Origin of the sequence: Massilia sp. MP_M2 (genome assembly GCF_039123635.1) — a bacterium.
In the GTDB taxonomy this organism is placed as follows: domain Bacteria; phylum Pseudomonadota; class Gammaproteobacteria; order Burkholderiales; family Burkholderiaceae_D; genus Telluria.
In genome coordinates, this window is sequence record NZ_JBCHJF010000009.1 from 29,841 (window position 1) to 49,601 (window position 19,761).

The following is a 19,761-nucleotide window of genomic DNA, read 5'->3' on the forward strand; positions in this document are numbered from 1 at the left end:
GTTTGTCTTTTCAATTGAATGCGGGTTCAGTGGCCACCGCCGCCAGCGCCGGGCGACTTGACCTTGTCGGCCATCCAGATCGCCGCGATGCAGCCGATCAGGATCATGCCGATGATCCAGAAGCCGTCGTTATAGGCCATCACATACGATTCACGCCGCACCAGACGGTCGATTACGCCCAGCGCCTGGTTGGCCGCAGCCGCCGGGTCGATGCCCTTGGCGATGAAGGCCTGGGTCAGCATGTCGAGCCGCTCCTGCGTGGCCGGCGCATAGGTCGACACGGCCTCGCCCAGGCGCGCCGAGTGAAAGTGTTCGCGGTTGGTCAGCGTGGTGGCCAGCAGCGCGATACCGACCGAACCACCAAGATTGCGCGTCATGTTGAACAGGCTCGAGGCCGAACCCATTTCGCTCGGCGGCAGCCCGGACATGGCGAAGTTCGACAGCGTGAGCATCACGAATGGCTGGCCGATGGCGCGCACGACCTGCGTCCACATCAGCTGGTCGTAGCCGGTCGTCGCATCCATGGTCGAATTCATGATGCACGAGATGCCGAACATGAACAGACCAAAACTGCACAGGATGCGGTTGTCCACTTTGGAGGACAGCTTGGCCGCGAACGGCATCACCAGCAGTTGCGGCAGGCCGACCCAGGCGATCACTTCGCCGATCTGCATCGGCGTGTAGCCGGCGATCTGGCCCAGGTACAGCGGCAGCAGATAGGCCGAACCATACAGACCCATGCCGATCACCGCCGACAGCGTCGTCGCCACCAGAAAGTTACGCTGGCCGTACAGCGCCAGGTTCACGAACGGATCGGGCCGCGAAAAGCTCAGCGCAATCCAGCCCAGAATGCCGGTGAGCGAGAGCGCGGCAAAGATCACGATGAAGCTGGAGTCGAACCAGTCCTTCGAATTGCCCTCTTCGAGGAAAATCGTCAGGCAGGCCAGGCCCATGGCCATCAGCGCGATGCCGAGCCAGTCGGCCTTGATCAGCGTGCGGATATTGGATTTCTCGGGATCCATCCCCCACAGCATGCCGGCGATAAGCAGCACGCCCGGCACCCAGTTGATGTAGAAGACCGACGGCCAGCCATACAGCTCGGTCAGATAGCCGCCCAGCGTCGGGCCCATGGCCGGCGCGAGCGTTGCGGTCAGGCCGAAGATGGCCATGCCGGTGGCGCGCTTGGAGGGCGGCAGGCGCGTCATCACGAGCATCATCGCCATCGGGATCAGCGCGCCGCCGGTAAAGCCCTGCAGCATGCGAAACACGATCATGCTCTCGAGGCTCCAGGCCGCGCCGCACAGCGTCGAGAACACCAGGAACAGCGCAGTGGTGCCCACCATGTAGTTGCGCATGCCGAAGGCGCGGATAAACAGCGCCGTCATCGGGATCACGACGATCTCGGCGCACAGATAGGCGGTCGAGATCCACGAGCCTTCTTCCTGCGTGGCCGAGAGCGTGCCGAGGATGTCGCGCAGCGAGGAATTGGTGATCTGGATGTCGAGCACCGCCATGAAGGCGCCCAGCATGCCGGCCGCGATCGCGACCCAGGTGCGCAGGTCGACGGCAGCGCCATTGGCGGGCGCGCCCGGCATTGCGCCGGACATCGCACCCGACGGGGCTGATTTGCTCAAGCTGGTCATGGTGTGCTTAGCGCGCTGCGGCGGTCTGCGTCGGTTTCACGTCCTGGCCCAGCGCCACCTCGGCCACCACGGACATGCCCGGCACCAGGCGGCCCGCGTACTTCTTGACGTCCTGCGGATCGAGCGTGATCTTGACCGGCACGCGCTGGACGATCTTGGTGAAGTTGCCGGTCGCGTTATCGGCCGGCAGCAGCGCGAACTGGTTGCCCGACGCCGGCGAGAAGCTGTCCACGCGGCCAACCAGGTGATGGTCGGGCAGCGCATCGACTTCCAGGCTCACGGCCTGGCCTGGCGCGAGGCCGCCCAGCTGCGTTTCCTTGAAGTTGGCGACGATCCAGACGTTGTCTTCGACCACCGCCAGCATCGCCTGCCCCGGCTGCACGCGCGCGCCGACTTCGACGCTGCGCCGGCCGATGCGGCCTGCCACCGGCGCCACGATGCTGTTGTAGGCCAGTTGCTGGCGCGCGTCCTTCAACTGCGCCTGCAGCACCTTGATTTCGGCCTTGAGCACATCGCGGCCCGCTTCTGCAGCGCCGATCTGTGCCTGCGCGGCGGCGGCATTGTCGCGGCGCGCGGCCACGTCGGCCACGGCGCCGGCGCGCGCCGCGCTCGATGCATCGACTTCGGATTTCGACACGGCTTTCATCGTGTCGTTGTACAGCTGGCCGAAACGCTCGGCGTCCTGGCGGGCGCGCAGCAACTGGGCTTCGGCCTGGCGCACCTGGGCGCCGGCAGCGCCGGCCTGGGCGCGCACCTGCAGCAACTGGGCATCGGACTGCTTGACCTGCTGCTCCATGCTGGCGATCTGCGCTTCGATCTGCTCGACGCGCACGGCCTGGTCGGCCGGGTCGAGCAGCGCCAGCACATCGCCCGCCTTGACCATCTGGTTGTCTTCCACCAGCACCTTCGTGACCACGCCCGCCACGCGCGACGAGACCTGGTGCATGCGGCCGGTGACGTAGGCGTTTTCGGTTTCGACGAAATGGCTGCTGCGGTACCACATGCGCCCACCGGCACCGATGGCCAGCAGTGCAATCACGCCGACCACGATCAGCACGCGCTTGTTGGGCGGCTTCCTGGCGGCGGGAGCGGCCGCCCGAGGTTGCGCTGTGCTCGCCTGCCCTGCCGTGATGTCGTTCTCTGCCATGGTGCTGCTCCGAAATGAAATGAAATGGATTCGTCGCATTATTCGCCATCAATACATCGAAGTCAAGAAATGAAACGGTTGCATTTCATTTTATTTTGCTCTAGAGTCCAACCTATGAATACAGCATCGACCTGCACCAAATCCGCCGGGCGTCCCAAGGCAGCCGACGTCGAAACACGCAACCAGGAACTGATCGAGGCCGCCGGCCGCCTGTTCCTGAAAAACGGCTACACCCGGACCAGCCTGGAATCGATCGCGCGCGAAGCGCGGGTGGCCGTGCGCACCATCTACGTCAAGTTTGGCGGCAAGGCCGGCTTGCTCAAGGCCGTGCTCGCATCACGGCGCGAGCGCCTGTTTGCAGAGCGCAATATGGATCTTGACCCGCGCCCACTGCGCACGATCCTCGACGAATTCGCGCGTGATTTCTATACCCTGCTGGTCGAGCCCGACGCCATCGCACTGCAGCGGGTGGTGATCGCGGAGGCGGGCACCAATCCCGAGCTGGCGGAAGCGTTTTATGAAGGCGGTCCGCGCATGACGCGCGAGATGCTGGCGCGCTTTTTCGCGCGGCCCGATATCCGCCTGCAACTGCGCGACGACGTGCCGCCATCCATCATCCTGACGCACCTGATCGGCTGCATCAACGGCGACCCGGTCGGGCGCTTTTTGTTCCCGGATGCCGAGCCGTCGGGCGAGGAAGCGCGGCGCCAATTGGCGGCGCGGATGGAACTGTTCTACAGCAGCGCCCTCAAGCCCGGCTGAAATTTCAGCATGTAGCCTGGTGGAAAAATTCGGTCTGCCATCGTATCGACATTCCCGGCTGAACTGTGTGATTATGTAAATGTTCACAACAGGTGTCGTGAATTCAAATAAAAGCGGTGTAACCGCGAGGAGAAAGTATGAGCAAGTCGTCCAGATACGAATGGCGTGATCAGGCAGCAGCGCTGCAAGAGCGTATGAAGAGCTTTATCGAAAATCCGGGCGATGACCAGCTGGAAGCGGTCGTCGCCGACATGCGTACCTACGCAGCAGCCGCCAAGAACGGCGCAATCGATATTCCGGAGCGCTTCGTCAGCTTCTCCTAAGCCCGCCATACCGCGCCATCCATGCCGCACGGTGCGAACCTGGCGGCATTTTTTTTGGGGGCTGCCCTTAGACAGCCGACAACGGAACCGGCCGGCCCTGTTCTTCGACCTCGTGAACGCGGGTCAGAAAATGCATCTTGCGCGGCGCCCGGTGACGTTCGTGGAGTTCACGCGTGACCACCTCGACGCGGCGCGGCCGCAGGGCAAGCTGGCACGGATCGGCGACGCCGCCACCGCCCGGTATGGCATCGGCCAATTGCTGCGCCAACGGCTGGATCACGGTGCCGGTGATGATCGTGGCTACGCCGTGGATCGCGGTGTGGAGTTCGAATGCGTGCGATCGCGGTAGCACGTAGATGGTGCCGATGTAGTCAGTGCTGTACTCGTCCATGTGCACTCCGGCATGCTGCGAGAAAGGCGGCAACGCTGCCGCCGCCATATCACTTCATCTTAGACCTTTGACGGCGTGCTGCAAGCGGCACGCACGATGCACACTGGCATAAAAAAAGGCGCAGTCAACGTTAAATAGAGCCGAGCTATGAACTGATGAGCGGTCCCGCGGTCCAACGTCTGTCCCCAGCGTCAGGAGTTGATCATGAGAGCGCCCCGTTTCAAGAACTGGTTCGCCAGCTTGTTATCGCTGAATCAGCCGCAGCGCCGGCAAGTGCTTGATGCCCTGCATCCCGCAGCCGGCCTCGATCAGGTGGTCGCACTTATCGCGCAAGCCAGAGCGCCAAGGCGCTGCTGCCCCAGCTGTGGCAACAACGGCTGTCATCGCCACGGGTTCGCCAACGACCTGCAACGCTTTCGCTGCTGCGCTTGTGGTCGCACATTCAACGACCTGAGCGGCACGCCGCTGGCGCGGCTCAGGCACAAGGACAAGTGGCTCGCGTATTCGCAGGTGCTGCTTGACTCACTGTCCGTACGCAAGGGAGCCGACCGGGTCGGCGTTCACCGCAACACGGCATTCCGATGGCGCCACCGCTTCCTCCATTGGGTCAAACTCGACCGGCCCGCAGCGCTTAACGGCATCGTAGAGGCCGACGAGACGTTTCTGCTCGAATCGCAAAAAGGATCGCGCACGCTCGACCGTCCGCCGCGCCGACGGGGCGGGCACGCCCCCGAGCGTGGCATCTCCCGCCATCTCGATTGCATCCTGGTGGCGCGCGATCGGCATGGCCGCACCATTGATGCCGTCACTGGCCGTGGCGCACTGACGGCAGCGCAACTCGAACGCGATTTGCTGCCCAGGCTTGATCCGCAGGCGCTGCTGGTAAGCGATGGCCATGCCGCGTACCGGGCCTTTGCACGCAAGCACAAGATTGCGCACGAGGCGGTTAATCTATGCGCGGGCGTGCGCGTCAGGCATTCAGGTAGCCGTGCGATCCACGTACAAAACGTGAACGCATACCACGGGCGCTTCAAGGCTTGGTTACTGGGCTTTCGCGGGGTGGCATCGCGCTATCTGCCCAATTACCTGGGATGGCGCTGGGCACTGGATGGCGGGCGGGTCAGTTCCGCAGAACAATTGTTTTGCATCGCAGTCGACGTCATCAACAGACAACGTTGACTGCGCCAAAAAAAACCGGGACCTTCACGGTCCCGGTTTCGCTTGCCACGCTACCGATCAGCGCTTGCGCGGTGGCGGCAAATCGGTGCAGACACCTTCATAGGCCTCGGCTGCCATGCCGATCGACTCGCCCAGCGTCGGGTGCGGGTGGATCGTCTTGCCGATGTCCACGCCGTCGGCGCCCATCTCGATCGCCAGCGCGATCTCGCCGATCATGTCGCCGGCATGCGTGCCGACGATGGTACCGCCGACGATGCGATGCGTTTCAGCGTCGAACAGCAGCTTGGTGAAACCCTCGTCGCGGCCATTGGCCACGGCGCGCCCGCTCGCGTTCCACGGGAAGTGGCCCTTCTCGACCTTGATCCCCTGTTGCTTGGCTTCGTCTTCGGTCAGGCCCACCCACGCCACTTCCGGATCGGTGTAGGCCACCGATGGAATGACCTTGGCGTCGAAGTGCGTCTTCTTGTCGAAGGCCGCCTCGGCCGCCACGTGCGCCTCGTGCACCGCCTTGTGCGCCAGCATCGGCTGGCCCACCAGGTCGCCGATGGCGAAGATGTGCGGCACGTTGGTGCGCATCTGGCTGTCCACGGCGATGAAACCACGATCGCTCACCAATACGCCGGCCTTGTCGGCAGCGACCTTCTTGCCATTCGGGCTGCGGCCCACGGCCACCAGGACCAGGTCGTACAGCTGCGATTCAGGTGCAGTAGCACCCGCTTCGGCCGCTTCGAACGTGACCTTGATCCCTTCCGGCAGCGCTTCCACGCCGACGGTTTTCGTCTTCAACATGATGTTGTCGAAGCGGTGCGCGTTGTACTTCTGCCAGACCTTGACGGCCTCGCGGTCCGCGCCCTGCATCAGGCCATCCATCATCTCGACCACGTCGATGCGCGCGCCGAGCGTCGAATACACGGTCGCCATTTCCAGGCCGATGATGCCGCCACCGATGACGAGCATCTTCTTCGGTACCTGGCGCAGTTCCAGCGCGCCCGTCGAATCGACGATGCGCGGGTCTTCCGGCACGAACGGCAGCTTGACGACCGACGAACCGGCCGCGATCACGGCCTTCTTGAAGGCGATGACCTTCTTGCCGCCGTCGGGTGCCGTGACTTCGATGTGGTTCGGGCTCAAGAACTGACCGACGCCCTGCACCGTGTTGACCTTGCGCGCCTTGGCCATGAAGGCCAGGCCGCCGGTCATCTTCTTGATCACGCCATCCTTGTAGCCGCGCAGCTTGTCGATGTCGACCTCTGGTTTGGCAAACGCCACGCCCAGGTCGGCCATGTGCGCCGTTTCATCCATGACGGAGGCCACGTGCAGCAGCGCCTTCGACGGGATGCAGCCCACGTTCAGGCACACGCCGCCGAGCGTTGCGTACTTCTCGACCAGCACGGTGTTCATGCCCAGATCAGCCGCGCGGAACGCGGCGGAATAGCCACCGGGACCGGCGCCCAGCACCATCATGTCGCACTCGATGTCGACCGCGCCGGTGTAGCTCGACGGAGTCGGTGCAGGACCGGCTGGCGCTGGCGCAGGGGCCGGCTTGGCTGGCGCCTGCGATTCGGTCGGCGCGGCTGGCGCGGCTGACGCAGCAGCGGGCGCAGGCGCAGGCGCAGGCGCAGCAGAAGCAGCCGGCTTGTCGGCTGGCTTGTCGGCCGCCGGGGCACCAGCACCCTCTTCCACCGTCAGCAGCAGCGTGCCTTGGTTGATCTTGTCGCCGACCTTGACCGTGATCGACTGCACCACGCCCGCGTGCGTCGACGGGATTTCCATGCTGGCTTTGTCCGATTCCACGGTGACCAGGGACTGGTCGACCTTGATCGTGTCGCCGGCCTTGACCATCAACTCGATGACTTCGACGTCCTTGAAGTCACCGATATTCGGGACTTTCACTTCAACAGTGCTCATCAGTGCGCTCCAATCACAGAAGGGTCTTGCGCAGGTCCGCCAGCACTTCGCCCAGGTAGGCAGAGAAGCGCGCGGCGCCGGCGCCGTCGATCACGCGGTGATCGTACGACAGCGACATCGGCAGCATCAGGCGCGGCTGGAAGGCCCCGCCGTCCCACACCGGCTTCATCGCCGACTTGGACAGGCCCAGGATCGCCAGTTCGGGTGCGTTGATGATCGGGGTGAATGCGGTGCCACCAATGCCGCCCAGCGACGAGATGGTGAACGTTGCGCCCTGCATCGCGGTTGGCGGCAGCTTGCCGTCGCGCGCCTGCGCCGACAGTTCGCCCATTTCGGTGGCGATCTGCGAGATGGTCTTCTTGTCCGCGTCTTTTACAACAGGGACCACCAGGCCATTCGGCGTGTCGGCCGCGAAGCCGATGTTGTAGTACTGCTTCGTGATCAGGGCTGCGCCGTCGCCCGACAGCGACGCATTAAATTGCGGGAACTTCTTCAGCGCGGCGACGCTCGCCTTGATGACGAAGGCCAGCATGGTCAGCTTGACCGCCGACTTCTGCTTGGCCAGCGAGGCGTTGGTATCGACGCGGAACTGCTCCAGGTCGGTCACGTCGGCTTCGTCGAAGTGCGTCACGTGCGGGATCATGACCCAGTTGCGATGCAGGTTCGGACCCGAGATCTTCTTGATGCGCGACAGCGGCACCGTTTCGGTCGGACCGAACTTGGAGAAGTCCAGCGATGGCCAGGCCAGGAGGTCCAGGCCGACACCACTGCCACCGGCTTTGCCTGGCGCGGCGGCAGGCGGCGCTGCCATCACGCCCTTGACGAAGTTCTGCACGTCCTGCTGGGTGATGCGACCCTTTGGACCGCTGCCAGGCACACGGCCAAGGTCCACGCCCAGTTCGCGCGCGAACTTGCGGATCGATGGCGAGGCGTGGGCTTTCGCGCCGGTCACGCCTGGTGCGGCTGGTGCTGGTGCGGCGGCTGGTGCAGCAGCAGGCGCTGGGGCTGGGGCCGGTGCAGATGCAGCGGCAGGCGTGGCAGCCGGTGCCGCTGCCGCAGCAGCTAACGCAGGCGCAGCAGCAGGTGCGCCGCCGGTCGCTTCCACGACCAGCACGAGCGAACCCTTGGCCACCTTGTCGCCAACCTTGACCTTGATTTCCTTGACCACGCCGGCATGGCTCGACGGGATCTCCATGCTGGCCTTGTCCGATTCGACGGTCAGCAGCGACTGGTCGACCTTGATCGTGTCGCCCACCTTGACCATCAGTTCGATGACTTCGACTTCTTTAAAATCGCCGATGTCCGGCACGGTCACGTCGACCAGGCCACCCGATGCGGCTGGCGCTTCGGCGGCAGCCGGCGCAGGGGCCGCTGGTGCAGCAGCCGGTGCAGGTGCAGCTTCGGCGGCAGGTGCAGCAGCAGGCGCATCGGCCGCGCCGCCCGCTTCTTCGAGCAGCAGCACGAGCGAGCCTTCGGCAACCTTGTCGCCGACCTTGATCTTGATTTCCTTGACCACGCCGGCGTGGCTCGACGGAATTTCCATACTCGCCTTGTCCGACTCGACGGTCACCAGCGACTGGTCGACCTTGATCGTGTCGCCCGGCTTGACCATCAGCTCGATCACTTCCACTTCCTTGAAGTCGCCGATATCAGGGACTTTGACTTCCACAATGCTCATAGTGTTAGCTCCAATTGTTATGTGAGTTAGCCTCGACCCGCCGCCCCGAACAGCGCGGGGCGGCGGACGTGAGCATTACTGGGTCACCGGATTCGGCTTGTTCTGGTCGATGCCGTACTTGGCGATCGCCTGCGACACGATGGCGCGGTCGATCTTGCCTTCGTCGGCCAGTGCGCGCAGCGATGCCACCGTGATGTAGTAACGGTTCACTTCGAAGAACTCGCGCAGCTTGACGCGCGAATCCGAACGGCCGAAGCCGTCCGTGCCCAGCACTTTGTAGGTGCGGTCCTTCGGCATGAAGCCGCGGATCTGCTCGGCGAACATGCGCATGTAGTCGGTCGTCGCGACGATCGGGCCGCTGGTGGCGGCGAGCTGCTCGGTGACGAACGGCACGCGCTGTGGCTGCTCCGGATTGACCATGTTCCAGCGCTCGCAATCATTGCCATCACGCGCCAGCAGCGTCAGCGACGGCGCCGACCACACGTCTGCATCGACGTTCCAGTCGTTCTTGAGCAGTTCGGCCGCAAACATCGACTCGCGCAGGATGGTGCCGCAACCGATCAGCTGCACGCGCTGGGCGTTGTCCTTGCCGCCTTCCTGCAGCAGGTACAGGCCCTTGAGAATGCCGGCTTCCTGGCCAGGCTTGAGGCCCGGCTGCGGGTAGTTCTCGTTCATGATGGTGATGTAGTAGAACACGTCTTCCTGTTCTTCCACCATGCGGCGCAGGCCGTCCTGGATGATGACTGCGACTTCGTGACCGAAGGTCGGATCGTACGGCAGGCAGTTCGGCACGGTCGCAGCGATGATGTGGCTATGGCCATCTTCGTGCTGCAGGCCTTCGCCATTGAGCGTCGTGCGCCCGGCAGTGCCGCCCATCAGGAAGCCGCGCGCACGGATGTCGCCCGCCAGCCAGACCAGGTCGCCCACGCGCTGCATGCCGAACATCGAGTAGAACGTGTAAAACGGGATCATCGTGCGGTTGTTCGACGAGTACGACGTCGCTGCAGCGATCCACGAGCTCATGCCGCCCGCTTCGTTGATACCCTCTTGCAGGATCTGGCCTGCCTTGTCTTCGCGGTAGTACATCACCTGGTCGCGGTCGACCGGCTCGTACAACTGACCCTGCTGGTTGAAGATGCCGATCTGGCGGAACAGGCCTTCCATGCCGAAGGTACGCGATTCGTCGACCAGGATCGGCACGATGCGCTGGCCGATGCTCTCGTCCTTCAACAGGCTCGTGATCACGCGCACATACGCCTGGGTCGACGAAATTTCGCGGCCTTCAGGGGTTGGCTCGAGCACGCCCTTGAACGATGCCAGTGCCGGCACCGTCAGCTTTTCGTCCGACTTTTCACGGCGCTGTGGCAGGTAGCCGCCCAGCGCTTTGCGGCGCTCGTGCAGGTACACCATTTCGGGCGCATCGTCGGCCGGCTTGAAGAACGGGATGTCGGCCAGCTGGTCGTCGGGAATCGCGATATTGAAGCGGTCGCGCATGTCGCGGATCGCCTGGTCATCGAGCTTCTTGGTCTGGTGGGCGGTATTGCGCGCCTCGCCCGACTTGCCCATGCCGAAGCCCTTGACGGTTTTCACCAAGAGGACGGTTGGCGTGCCCTTGTTCTCTTGCGCGTTCTTGAACGCGGCGTAGATCTTGTGCGGATCGTGGCCGCCACGGGTCAGACGCCAGATGTCGTCGTCGCTCATCTTCGAGACCATCTCGAGCAGCGCCGGATCCTTGCCGAAGAAGTGCTTGCGCACGTAGGCGCCGTCCTTGGCCTTGTAGTTCTGGTATTCGCCGTCGACCGATTCCATCATCACGCGCTGCAGGATGCCGTCCTTGTCCTGGGCCAGCAGCGGATCCCACTGCGAGCCCCAGATGACCTTGACGACGTTCCAGCCGGCGCCGCGGAAGTCGGCTTCGAGTTCCTGGATGATCTTGCCGTTGCCGCGCACCGGACCGTCCAGGCGCTGCAGGTTGCAGTTGACGACCATGACCAGGTTGTCGAGCTGCTCGCGCGCGGCCATGCCGATCGCGCCCATCGATTCCGGCTCGTCCATCTCGCCGTCGCCGCAGAAGACCCAGACCTTGCGGTTGTCGGTCTTGGCGATGCCGCGTGCATGCAGGTACTTCAGGAAGCGCGCCTGGTAGATCGCCATCAGCGGGCCCAGGCCCATCGACACGGTCGGGAACTGCCAGAAGTCCGGCATCAGTTTCGGGTGCGGGTACGACGACAGGCCCTTGCCGTCGACTTCGCGGCGGAAGTTCAGCAGCTGTTCTTCGGTGAGGCGGCCTTCGAGGAAGGCGCGGGCGTAGATGCCCGGGGACGAGTGGCCCTGGATGTACAGCAGGTCGCCGCCGTGGTCTTCGGTCGGGGCGTGCCAGAAGTGGTTAAAGCCCGTGCCCAGCATATTGGCGAGCGAAGCGAACGACGAGATGTGGCCACCGAGGTCGCCGTCGGCGCGGTTGGCCTTGACCACCATCGCCATGGCATTCCAGCGCATCCACGAGCGCAGGCGCTCTTCGTATTCGAGGTTGCCGGGCGAATTCTGGTTCAGGTGCGCGGGAATCGTGTTGACGTACGCGGTGTTGCTCGAGAACGGGACGTGCGCGCCGCGACGGCGTGCCAGGTCCACCAGGCGCTCCATCAGGTAATGGGCGCGTTCCGTTCCTTCATGTTCGATCACCGCCTCCAGCGCATCGAGCCATTCCTTGGTCTCGATTGCATCCGGATCGTTGGCGGTTTGCGAGGTCAACTGGTCGAGTTGAGCTGCCATGTCATGCGTCTCCTAGTGTGGTACGCCCCATCCGATCCCTGCGCAGGCTGGCGGCGGTTGATGAAATTCGAACTATCTTTTAGCTAAACCATCAGATTCTAACAGTGGACTTCTGCATTTTCAAACTATGATATTCGATTTCATAATGTGAAAACCTATGCTGCAACTGCACAATTTACATCGTGAAATATTGAACTTCCTGCCATCAAACATCGTATACCGAAGCGTCCGGCACACGACAAAAAACGCCGGTTTCAGCTTGCCGTAACGGGCGACAGCGAACGGCAACCGGTTCGCGGGCCGTATAATTCTGTTTTTGCCCAGCGACGAGCCACCCACCATGCCAGCCCAACACATCGACGGAATCCTCCTTTCCCAACAATTGCGCGCCGACATTGCCGCGCGCACCGCCAGGCTCACCGAAGCCGGCAAGCAGCCCGGCCTGGCCGTGATCCTGGTCGGGGAAGATCCCGCCAGCCAGGTCTATGTGCGCAACAAGGTCAAGGCCTGCGGCGACGTCGGTTTCCACTCGGTGCTCGAAAAATACGACGCCGACCTGAGCGAGGCCGCCCTGCTCGATCGCATTGCAGCATTGAATTCCGACCCGGCCATCCACGGCATCCTCGTACAAATGCCGCTGCCCAAGCACATCGACCCGAACAAAGTCATCGAGGCGATTTCGACGGCCAAGGATGTCGACGGCTACTCGGTGCTCTCGGCCGGCGAACTGATGACGGGCCTGGAAGGCTTCCGTCCTTGCACGCCGTACGGCTGCATGAAGCTGATCGAAACCACGGGTGTCGACCTGCGCGGCAAGCACGCGGTGGTCATCGGCCGCAGCAACACGGTCGGCAAACCGATGGCGATGCTGCTCTTGCAAGCCAATGCCACCGTGACCATATGTCATAGCGCGACCGCGGATCTGGGCTACCACACGCGCCAGGCCGATGTCGTGGTGGCCGCTGTCGGCCGCCGCAATACCCTGACCGCCGATATGGTCAAACCGGGCGCGATCGTGATCGACGTGGGCATGAACCGCGACGACGCGGGCAAGCTGTGCGGCGACGTCGATTTTGCCGGCGTGCGTGAAGTGGCCGGCCACATCACCCCGGTGCCAGGCGGCGTGGGGCCGATGACGATCACGATGCTGCTGCAAAACACGGTGGAATCGGCGGAACGCGAACTGAAGAACCAACGCTAACGAATCTGGAAGGACTATTGATGACGAACGCAACGAGCAATCCCCTCCTCGACTTTTCCGACTTGCCGCGCTTTGACGCGATCAAGCCCGAACACGTCACGTCCGCCATCGACAGTCTGATCGCCGAGGCGAACGCGGTCGTCGCGCAACTCGAGGCGCCGCTGGATGAGGTTACCTGGGCCACGCTGGCCCCGCTCGACGAGGTCGGCGAGCGCCTGAGCCGCGCCTGGGGCGTGGTCGGCCACCTGAACCACGTGGTCGACACCCCCGAACTGCGCGCCACCTACAACGAGAACCAGCCCAAGGTCGTCGAATTCTCGACCGCACTGGGCCAGAACGAGGCGCTGTTTGCCAAATACAAGCAGCTGCGCGAAAGCGCGGGCTTTGCCGCGCTGAGCGACACCCGCAAGCGCATCGTCGAAAACGCCCTGCGCGACTTCCGCCTGGGCGGCGCCGAGCTGGCCGCCGATAAAAAAGAACGCTTCGCCGAAATCCAGGAGCAGCAATCGCAACTCTCGACGCGCTTTTCCGAAAACGTGCTCGATGCCACCAACGACTACAAGCTCGTGGTCGACAACGAAGCCGAACTGGCCGGCCTGCCGGACGACGTGAAGGCTGCTGCAAAGGCCGCCGCCGAACGCGATGGCAAGACCGGCTGGCTGTTCACGCTGCACTTCCCCTCGTACTTCCCGATCCTGCAGTTCAGTACCAACCGCGCGCTGCGCGAGACGATCTACCGCGCCACCGCCACCAAGGCGTCCGACGCCGGCATCATGTTTACCGATGTCGCGAAGTGGGACAACTCGTCGAACATCGTCCAGTTGCTGCAACTGCGCAATGAAGAAGCCAAGATGCTCGACTACGGCAGCTTCGCCGATATCTCGCTGGTGGCCAAGATGGCGCAAAGCCCGCAGCACGTGATCGAATTTTTGGAAGACCTGGCGCGCCGCGCCCGCCCGTACGCCGAGAAAGACCTGGCTGAACTGCGCGCGTTTGCGCGCGACGAGCTGGCGATCGACGAGCTGCAATCGTGGGACGTGGCCTTCGCTTCCGAAAAGCTGCGCGAGCAGCGTTACGCGTTCTCGGCCCAGGAAGTGAAGGAATACTTCCCCGAGCCGAAAGTGGTCGCGGGCCTGTTCGGCGTGATCGAAGAACTGTTCGGCGTGACCGTGCGCCCGGACGACGCACCGACCTGGCACCCGGACGTGCGCTTCTTCCGCATCGAGCGCGACGGCCAGCTGGTCGGCCAGTTCTACCTCGACCTGTATGCGCGCGCCGGCAAGGCGCAAGGCGCATGGATGAACGATGCGCGCGGGCGTCGCCTGCTCCATGGCAGCACCGTGCAAACGCCGGTCGCTTACCTGGTCTGCAACTTCACGCCGCCGGCCACCAAGGACGGCGTGCTGCAGCCGTCGCTGTTCACGCACGACGAAGTCACCACGCTGTTCCACGAATTCGGCCACGGCCTGCACCACATGCTGACCGAAGTCGAAGAGCTGTCGGTCTCGGGCATTTCGGGCGTGGAGTGGGATGCGGTGGAACTGCCATCGCAGTTCATGGAAAACTTCTGCTGGGAGTGGGACAAGCTGCAGCAGATGACGGCGCACGTGAAAACGGGCGAGCCGCTGCCGCGCGCGCTGTTCGACAAGATGACGGCCGCGAAGAACTTCCAGTCCGGGATGCAAACGCTGCGTCAGGTCGAGTTCTCGCTGATCGACATGCACCTGCACTACGATTTCGACGCGCACAACGGCCAGGTGCAGGCACTGATCGACGACGTGCGCCGCAACTTCGCGGTCATCACGCCGCCATCGTTCAACCGTTTCCTGCATTCGTTCAGCCACATTTTTGCGGGCGGTTACGCGGCCGGCTATTACAGCTACAAGTGGGCCGAAGTGCTGTCGGCCGATGCCTACGCCGCGTTTGAAGAAGCGCTCGAAGGTGGCGGCGCCGACCTGTTCGAAACGGGCCGGCGCTTCCAGCGCGAGATCCTGGCGGTGGGCGGTTCGCGGCCGGCGCTCGATTCATTCAAGGCCTTCCGCGGTCGCGAGCCATCGATCGATGCCTTGCTGCGCCATAGCGGCATGATGCCTGACCAATTGGATTGACCCTATCGGGAGTGCCAGGGCACTCCCGATTTTCCATAAGCGCCCATGACCCGCATCGACTTTCATACCAATATCCCGGATAAGCTGGCCTATGCCTGCCGCCTTGCGCGCAAGGCATATGGCGCGCGCGCCAAAATCGTCGTGCTGGCCGATAGCCCCGAACAAGCCGAGGCCTTGAATGCGGCAATGTGGAGCTTGTCGGATACTGATTTCATTCCGCACGTGATGGCAGGCGATGCGTTGGCGCCGCAAACGCCGATCGTGATTACCGATAATGAAGACAGCGAGCTGCCGCACCACGATATGCTCGTGAACCTGACGCGCCGCAGGCCACGCAATTTCACGCACTTTGCGCGCGTGTTTGAAATTATCTCGATCGACGAAGAAGACGCTGCCGAAGGCCGCAAGCGCTATATCGCGTATAAAAAAGAATCCTATCCGCTGACCCACTTCGTCGCAGGACAGTCATGAGCCACGATCCCGCTTTCGATGCAAGCATTCCCGTGTTGACCGAAGTGGTCGCGGAATCAAACGCGCCGGGCGCACCGGTGGCGCAGCCAGCACCGGTCGTCGAGGCGAGCGCCCCACCGCCGCCGCCCGTGGAGACCGTGGAGACCGTGCCGCAGGATGCACCGGAGGCGCTGGAACGGCGCGCCGTCGACCACTGGAACGGCGAGCAATGGAGCGTGATGGAGCGGCGCGTCACCGAGCGCATTCTGCAGCAACTGCAGGGGCGGATCGATTTCGTGCTCGAACAGCGTTTGCGCGATGGCATCGCCGAAGCCGTCGACAAAGCGATGGCCAATTTCTCGGCCGATATTCGCAGCAGTCTCGGCGATACACTGAGCGAGGTCGTGACGCGCGCAGTTTCGCAGGAAATCGCCCACATCAGAATGCTGGAAAAATAAACCCGCGCCACATGCCGTTCTGCCTTCCATTTGATTCGAAATTAACCCCGCGCACGATTGTCATTCCAAATTAACGATTCAATAGTAAAATCCCTGCGCGGCTCTTCGAAACGAATCGAATCACCTAATCAAGGAAGAAACAAAATGGCAAACATCAATCTGTCGGGTTATAACCTCGCCGAACTGAAAGGTCTTCAATTCGATATCGAAAAAGAGATCAAAAACCGCCAGCAGCAAGACGTAAAGAAAGCTCGTGAGCAAATTCTCGAGATCGCCCAGAATATGGGCATCTCGGTCGAGGAACTGCTGGCCAAGGGCGGCACCAAAGCCAAGAAGACGGGCGGCGCCAAAGTCAATCCGCAATATCACAACCCGGCTGACAATACCCAGACCTGGACCGGCCGTGGCCGTCAACCGAAATGGGTCGTCGAAGCACTGGGCAAGGGCAAGTCGCTGGACGATCTGCGTATTTAATAACGCAGCACTGATCGCGCAGCACTGATCAACGCACCACGTACTGCCTGCACGCCGCCCCGACCTTCGTCCGGCGGCGTTCGCATTTCCGCCCGCCCCATCCAGTCGCGCGTTTCGGCTAAGATTGCAACTTCAGCAATCAGCCCGTCGTCTTCGTGAAACGCACTCCCCTTATCGCAGCGCTCGCCGGCGCCACCCTCCTGGCCGTTGGCACGGTCTTCTGGTTCACCGACCGGGTCGAACCGCACACCGGCGGCACCCCGGTGCTCACCGCTCGGGTGGCCAATACCCAACCGTTCTGGCCCGCCCGCGTGCACCTGCTGGCGGGCGACGGCCAGGACGGCGCGCAGGATGGCGCGGCGCTGGTCAGCCGCTTCAGCGATCCATATGGCGTGGCAATCGGCCCGCGCGGCGCGATCTATATCGCCGACGGGGGCGAAGCCAACCGCATCCGCGTCCTCCAGCCCGATGGCGCGGTCTCGACGCTGGCTGGCGGCAAGGAAGGTTTTAGCGATGGCCTGGGCACCGCCGCCGCGTTCAACACGCCGTCCGCCATCGCGCTCGACCACCTGGGCAACCTGTACGTGGCCGACACCGGCAACCATGCGATCCGCCGCATCGCGCCGGGTGGCGCCGTGACGACATTGGCCGGCAACGGCAGTCCCGGCTATGCGGACGGTATCGGCCGTGCAGCGCAGTTCAACGGCCCGGTCGGCATCGCGGTGGACGACGCCGGCATCGTCTACGTGGCCGACACCTACAACGACCGCATCCGCCGCATCGCCCAGGATGGCACGGTGACCACGCTGGCCGGCAGCGGCAAGCCGAACCTGTTCGATGGCCCCGGTCAGGCCGCCGCCTTCGATACCCCGAGCGCGCTGGCCGTCGACCATGACGGCAACCTGTACATCGCCGACACCGGCAACAACGCGGTGCGCCGCCTGCGGCCCGACGGCACGGTCGACACGCTCGCGCTGCCGCCCGAGGCCGAGCGCCGGCCCGCGCTGCGCCGCCCGGTGGGCCTGGCCGTCACGCGCGATGGCTACCTGTACATCGTCGCCAGCGCTGGCGGGCGCATCCTGCAGATGACGCCAACGGGCGAATTTCGCCCTTTGGCGGACGCCGACCGCCCGCTCGAGCCGAACGGTTTCGGTAGCGACGGCACCGTGCAGCTCAACGGCCCGCGCGGCATTGCGGTCGCGCGCGACGGCAGCCTGGTGGTGGCTGACGCCAACGCCCACCGCCTGCATCGGCTGGCGCCACCGCGCACGGGCGAGGCCGCGCCCGTGCTGGCGCGCCCGCCGCTGCAACGGCGCACGGAGCCGATGCCCTGGCCAATCGGCCCACAGGACACCGTCCATGAAGTGGTGGGCGTGATGGGCGAAGTGCGCGGCACCTATGGCGGCGACAGCCGCGACCATTTCCACGCGGGCCTGGACGTGCGCGGCGACGTCGGCGCGACCGTGCTGGCGATCCTGCCGGCCAAGGTGACCGACCCGTATGCAAACTGGGGGTTTAACAACCTTGGCGAAGGCATGAGCGTCGGGCCGCTGTCGTACATCCACATGCGCGTGGGACGCGATCCGCAAGGGCGCGCGCTCGATCCGCGCTTCCAGATTCAGCGCGAAGAAACCGCCAATGGCAAAACCAATGGCAAGGCCGTGCGCGTGCGGGTGCCGCGCGGCACCCGCTTTGCCGTCGGCGACAAGCTCGGTACGCTCAATGCGCTGTCGCACGTGCATCTCGATTACTACCAGGGCGGCACGCTCGTCAATCCACTGACGCTGCCGTTCATCGGCTTCGTCGACACGGTGACGCCGACGATCTCGCGCATCGCGCTGTACGACACGGCCGGCAAGCGCATCACGGCGAACAAGGGCCAGCCCCTGCGCCTGGACCGCACGCTGGGCGAGCTCCAGATCGTCGTGAACGCCTACGACCAGGTGAATGGCAACCTGGCGCGCCGCAAGCTGGGGCTGTACAAGCTGGGCTACCAGGTGCTGCGCGCCGACGGCGCGCCGCTGGCAGGCTTCGAGCAGCCCGTCATCACGCAGGTCTACGACCGCCTGCCACGCAACCCCGATGCGGTGAAAGCGGTGTATGCGCCGACCAGCGGCATCACGGTCTACGGCAGCGCGTCGACCCAGTTCGACTATGCGCTCAACAACCGCCTGCGCGATGGCAGGATCGAAACGGGCAGCTGGCGCATTGGCGAGCTGGCGCCGGGCGAGTATCTGCTGCGCATCCACGCCGCTGACTATGCCGGCCAGGTGGCGCAGAACGGCCGCGACCTGGCGTTCGTGATCGAATAAGGCGCGCACTGACGGCGCACCTGCGATCATGCACAGTACATAATCTAGACCTTGACGTCTATTTAATATAGACATCAAGGTCTAGACGCTTTACTCTTGTTGTGCCACGGGAATGTCCCGGATACGACAAGGATCATCATGCTCAAGATGTTTGCCACCGCACTGGCCAGCGCTGCCCTGCTGCACGCCGCGCCCGCCCACGCCGCCGACCTGCCCGCCTACCCCTTCATCCACGTGACGGCGGCTGCCGACCTGCACGTCATGCCGGACACCGGAGAGATCGACTTCGAGATCGTCACCACCGAGGCCGACCTGGACGCGGCATGGAAACTGGTGCACGAGCGCCTGGCAGCGAGCCGCGCGCTGCTGGCCGAACAGGGTGTGAAGGTCGAGGACATCTCGGTGCAGGACGTACTGCGTCGCCCGCTCAAGGAGGGCGAGCGGGTGACGGCGATCGAAACCCGCACCGCCGTGCACGCGACCGTGCGCGACCTGAACGTGTGGACGGCGCTGATCCAGAGCCTGATGGTGCTGCCCAATGTCGAAGCGCTGGCCGTGGCCTTCAGCCGCAGCGACGCCGACAAGATCGAGGCCGAACTGGTCAGCCAGGCACTGGGCGCGGCGCGCCTGAAGGCGCAGAACATCGCGCGCGGCATCGGCGCCAAATTGGGGCCGGCCGGTGGCGTGGCGCTGGCACCGTTGAAGAACCTGTCCAACGCCATGGGGCTGGCCAGCGATGCGCCGCGCTACGCGTCGGTGTCGTCTCCACGCGATCCGCTGCTGGTCGGCGTGCAAAAATTCGTGCAGGGCGTGGACGTAATTTACCGGATCGGCAAGTAAGGCCCGGGCCGGATCTGGTGCGTCTGGCGTGGTGCTGACCTGCCTTGCCGTGCGCGATGTCACTTACCTGTCATGGAGATGTGTACGGACGAGTGCGCAGGCGTATGATGGAACC

The 19,761-nt window shown here is 63.8% G+C and carries 16 protein-coding genes; 10 read left to right on the forward strand and 6 right to left on the reverse strand.

The window, feature by feature from the left end; all coding sequences use genetic code 11:
• Positions 1 to 26 precede the first annotated feature (26 nt).
• Together RCH14_RS18005 and RCH14_RS18010 are read right to left on the reverse strand one after the other, a co-directional pair.
• Positions 27 to 1,643: a DHA2 family efflux MFS transporter permease subunit gene (locus RCH14_RS18005; protein ID WP_343027481.1), complete on the reverse strand. Its 1,617-nt coding sequence runs from the start codon at positions 1,641 to 1,643 to the stop codon at positions 27 to 29.
• A 7-nt stretch (positions 1,644 to 1,650) separates the two neighbouring features.
• Complete coding sequence (locus RCH14_RS18010; protein ID WP_343027482.1) at positions 1,651 to 2,790, reverse strand: HlyD family secretion protein; 1,140 nt, start codon at positions 2,788 to 2,790, stop codon at positions 1,651 to 1,653.
• 114 nt (positions 2,791 to 2,904) lie between these two features.
• Between RCH14_RS18010 and RCH14_RS18015 the strand changes: the two genes are divergently transcribed.
• Positions 2,905 to 3,552: a TetR/AcrR family transcriptional regulator gene (locus tag RCH14_RS18015; RefSeq protein WP_343027483.1), complete on the forward strand. Its 648-nt coding sequence runs from the start codon at positions 2,905 to 2,907 to the stop codon at positions 3,550 to 3,552.
• A gap of 137 nt (positions 3,553 to 3,689) precedes the next feature.
• Entirely contained in the window at positions 3,690 to 3,875 is a 186-nt protein-coding gene (locus RCH14_RS18020) for a hypothetical protein (RefSeq protein WP_343027484.1), read from the forward strand.
• Positions 3,876 to 3,942: 67 nt separating this feature from the next.
• On the opposite strand, the gene RCH14_RS18025 is transcribed toward RCH14_RS18020, so the two are convergent.
• A complete protein-coding gene (locus tag RCH14_RS18025; RefSeq protein ID WP_343027485.1) occupies positions 3,943 to 4,266 on the reverse strand; it encodes a hypothetical protein in 324 nt (107 codons plus the stop codon).
• 204 nt (positions 4,267 to 4,470) lie between these two features.
• Between RCH14_RS18025 and RCH14_RS18030 the strand changes: the two genes are divergently transcribed.
• Entirely contained in the window at positions 4,471 to 5,445 is a 975-nt protein-coding gene (locus RCH14_RS18030) for an IS1595 family transposase (RefSeq protein WP_343027486.1), read from the forward strand.
• Positions 5,446 to 5,502: 57 nt separating this feature from the next.
• Here RCH14_RS18030 and lpdA read toward each other — a convergent pair whose 3' ends face one another.
• From lpdA to aceE, 3 genes are all read right to left on the reverse strand, one after another.
• Positions 5,503 to 7,353, reverse strand: a complete 1,851-nt coding sequence (gene lpdA / locus RCH14_RS18035; protein WP_343027487.1) for a dihydrolipoyl dehydrogenase — start codon at positions 7,351 to 7,353, stop codon at positions 5,503 to 5,505.
• A gap of 13 nt (positions 7,354 to 7,366) precedes the next feature.
• On the reverse strand, positions 7,367 to 9,031 hold the full coding sequence (gene aceF, locus RCH14_RS18040) for a dihydrolipoyllysine-residue acetyltransferase (protein ID WP_343027488.1): 1,665 nt from the start codon (positions 9,029 to 9,031) through the stop codon (positions 7,367 to 7,369).
• A 75-nt stretch (positions 9,032 to 9,106) separates the two neighbouring features.
• Positions 9,107 to 11,803 (reverse strand): pyruvate dehydrogenase (acetyl-transferring), homodimeric type, encoded by a 2,697-nt coding sequence (aceE, locus tag RCH14_RS18045; protein ID WP_343027489.1) that lies wholly within the window; start codon positions 11,801 to 11,803, stop codon positions 9,107 to 9,109.
• Between the two features lie 340 nt (positions 11,804 to 12,143).
• On the opposite strand from aceE, the gene folD reads away from it, so the two are divergent.
• The 7 genes from folD to RCH14_RS18080 all read left to right on the forward strand — a co-directional run bounded on the left by folD (position 12,144) and on the right by RCH14_RS18080 (position 19,646).
• Entirely contained in the window at positions 12,144 to 13,004 is an 861-nt protein-coding gene (folD, locus tag RCH14_RS18050; protein WP_343027490.1) for a bifunctional methylenetetrahydrofolate dehydrogenase/methenyltetrahydrofolate cyclohydrolase FolD, read from the forward strand.
• A 20-nt stretch (positions 13,005 to 13,024) separates the two neighbouring features.
• Positions 13,025 to 15,112, forward strand: coding sequence for a M3 family metallopeptidase (locus tag RCH14_RS18055; RefSeq protein ID WP_343027491.1), 2,088 nt, complete (start codon positions 13,025 to 13,027; stop codon positions 15,110 to 15,112).
• Positions 15,113 to 15,157: 45 nt separating this feature from the next.
• Positions 15,158 to 15,583 carry a DNA polymerase III subunit chi gene (locus tag RCH14_RS18060; RefSeq protein WP_343027492.1) on the forward strand — a complete coding sequence of 142 codons (426 nt, stop codon included), beginning with the start codon at positions 15,158 to 15,160 and terminating at the stop codon, positions 15,581 to 15,583.
• Positions 15,580 to 16,020, forward strand: coding sequence for a hypothetical protein (locus tag RCH14_RS18065; RefSeq protein ID WP_343027493.1), 441 nt, complete (start codon positions 15,580 to 15,582; stop codon positions 16,018 to 16,020). Before RCH14_RS18060 ends, RCH14_RS18065 begins: the two co-directional genes overlap by 4 nt.
• 144 nt (positions 16,021 to 16,164) lie before the next feature.
• Positions 16,165 to 16,494 carry an H-NS histone family protein gene (locus RCH14_RS18070; protein ID WP_343027494.1) on the forward strand — a complete coding sequence of 110 codons (330 nt, stop codon included), beginning with the start codon at positions 16,165 to 16,167 and terminating at the stop codon, positions 16,492 to 16,494.
• Positions 16,495 to 16,649: 155 nt separating this feature from the next.
• Positions 16,650 to 18,806: an NHL repeat-containing protein gene (locus RCH14_RS18075; RefSeq protein ID WP_343027495.1), complete on the forward strand. Its 2,157-nt coding sequence runs from the start codon at positions 16,650 to 16,652 to the stop codon at positions 18,804 to 18,806.
• Positions 18,807 to 18,944: 138 nt separating this feature from the next.
• The gene (locus RCH14_RS18080) at positions 18,945 to 19,646 is read left to right on the forward strand and encodes an SIMPL domain-containing protein (protein ID WP_343027496.1); all 702 of its coding nucleotides are present in this window, start codon (positions 18,945 to 18,947) and stop codon (positions 19,644 to 19,646) included.
• The last annotated feature ends 115 nt before the right edge of the window (positions 19,647 to 19,761 follow it).